Source organism: Thermococcus sp. (genome assembly GCF_027063845.1).
Classification (GTDB): domain Archaea; phylum Methanobacteriota_B; class Thermococci; order Thermococcales; family Thermococcaceae; genus Thermococcus.
Genome location: NZ_JAMOQU010000011.1, coordinates 1 through 1,992, shown reverse-complemented (window position 1 = coordinate 1,992; position 1,992 = coordinate 1). Strand labels below are relative to the sequence as shown.

Annotated in this window: 3 protein-coding genes; 2 read left to right on the top strand and 1 reads right to left on the bottom strand. The window is 55.4% G+C overall.

Annotated elements, in window-relative coordinates; all coding sequences use genetic code 11:
- Nucleotides 1-1,070: tripartite tricarboxylate transporter permease (locus MVO87_RS00960; protein WP_297551884.1), on the top strand; the 1,070-nt coding region annotated here is incomplete at its 5' end.
- A 4-nt stretch (nucleotides 1,071-1,074) separates the two neighbouring features.
- Here the strand turns inward: MVO87_RS00960 and MVO87_RS00955 are convergent.
- Complete coding sequence (locus tag MVO87_RS00955; protein WP_297513061.1) at nucleotides 1,075-1,383, bottom strand: DUF5748 family protein; 309 nt, start codon at nucleotides 1,381-1,383, stop codon at nucleotides 1,075-1,077.
- A 94-nt stretch (nucleotides 1,384-1,477) separates the two neighbouring features.
- On the opposite strand from MVO87_RS00955, the gene MVO87_RS00950 reads away from it, so the two are divergent.
- Nucleotides 1,478-1,992: PUA domain-containing protein (locus tag MVO87_RS00950; protein WP_342765082.1), on the top strand; the 515-nt coding region annotated here is incomplete at its 3' end.

The following is a 1,992-nucleotide window of genomic DNA, read 5'->3' as shown; positions in this document are numbered from 1 at the left end:
CTGGAATCCACGTGAACACTTTGGCGTCAATGCTCCGCGGTTTCGGCCTAAGCGCGGTTGCCCTCTTCGCCATGGGACTGACGCATACTTTCCTCGATGTAATCCCTTCAACCTTCCTCGGCGTTCCAGACGAAGGAACCGCCCTCGGCGTTTTACCGGCACATAGGCTCGTGCTCGGCGGTAAAGGTCTTGAAGTTGTCAGGATAGCGCTCATCGCGAGCTTTCTGGCTGTCATCTTCTTTCTCCCGATGGTTCCCCTCTACATTCTCCTCGCCCCGCTTTACAGGCCAGTTTTTGGAAAGCTCGCCGTCCTGCTCCTAATCCTTCTCCTCGTCTTCACGGAGCGGGACGTGAAAAAGGTTTATGCGCTCTTCGTGGTACTCCTCTCGGGACTTCTTGGTCTTTTTATTCTCTCGCTCCCGCTGAACGAGCCATTTTATGCGCTCTTCACCGGGCTCTTCGGCGTCCCTGTCATAGTCTTCTCCCTCCAAGCCGGAACCAAGAGGATAGAACCCGGCAGTCCGGAGCTTGAGATTACTCCCAAAAGGCTTGTCCTCTTTTCTTTCCTCGGGACACTCTTCGGCATGCTGGCTTCCCTCCTCCCGGCCTTCACGGCATCTCAGGCGGCCCTGCTCGGCTCGTTCACCTCCAGGGACGAGCGCTCGTTCCTGACAATCGTTTACTCCGTCAACACCGCCAACTTCCTCTTCGCCTTCCTCAACTTCCTTGAAACGGGAAGGGAAAGAAACGGAGTGGTGACGCTGATGGAGCCCCTGAGCCTCAAAGCCCTCCCGGCGTTCCTACTCGTTGCGCTTTTTGTGGGCCTTGCAGTTCTCCTTTACGGTGAGCCCCTCGCGAGACTTCTGGCGGGTGCCCTCTCAAGGCTCCCGTACCACTTCATTAACCTTGCCCTTCTGGCGTTTCTGGTTCTCCTTGCTCTCCTCTTCGACGGCCTTCAGGGCCTGCTCGCACTGACCGCTTCCTCGATTGTTGGCTATCTGGCGGTTCTCCTCGGGGTGAAGAGAACGGCCTGCATGGGCTCCCTGATGCTTCCGGTTCTGCTAAGATGAAATGTCAAGCGGACTTCTCCTTCATAATCTTCTGGAACTCGGAGTAATCCGTCACGATTCTCTTGCCGTCGAGGGTCTCGAAGTACACCTTCTTGACCTTAACCTTCTTGACGTCGGTGTACTTCATCTCGGGCGGGTCGTAGGAGCCTGGTTCTACAACATCGTCCTCGACGACGTAGGTCTTCAGCTCGGGCTGGCCGATGTATTTCCAAACCTCATAGAAGACCTCGGGCTCGAGGTGGACTTCGCCGTCGAGCTCAATCCAGTCGGCGCCAATCTCTTCCAAGAACTCCTTTACAACGTCGAAGTGCATAGAAACCACCGCTCTAATATAGGGCTCCAGAGGTTAAATACCTATCGCCGGGCAGGTTTTTAAACCCCCTTCTCTAACCCCTCCGGTGGTGAGAATGGCGAGGGTAATCGTTGATGCCCAGGCGGCGAGGGCCATAGGGAAGGGCGCGATGATAGTCTTCAAGAAGGGTGTCGTGAGGACCGAGGGCGAGTTTGAACCCGGAGATATAGTCGAGGTCTACACGAGGGGAGGGAAGTTCCTCGGCAGGGGCTTCGTCAACCCCAACTCGAACATAATGGTCCGACTGCTCATCAAGGACAGGGAAACCCCGATAACGAAGGAGCTCTTCAAGGAGAGGATTAAGAAGGCCAACGAGTACAGAAAGAATGTTCTCGGCTACGACAAGGCTTACAGAATGGTCTACGGCGAGGCCGACTATCTTCCGGGCTTGATAGTCGACCGCTTCAACGAGATAGCCTCCCTCCAGATTTCGAGCGTTGGTATGGAGCGCTTCAAGCTCGATTTGGCCGAGGCCATAATGGAGGTTGAGCCCGAAATAGAGACCGTCTTCGAGAAGAACACTGGGCGCTCAAGAAGGAGAGAGGGCTTACCCGAAATAGAGAGGGTTTT

Bases quoted from the DNA above. Each gene is read 5' to 3' on its own strand.
- MVO87_RS00955 (WP_297513061.1), bottom strand. From the start codon at position 1,383: ATGCACTTCGACGTTGTAAAGGAGTTCTTGGAAGAGATTGGCGCCGAC.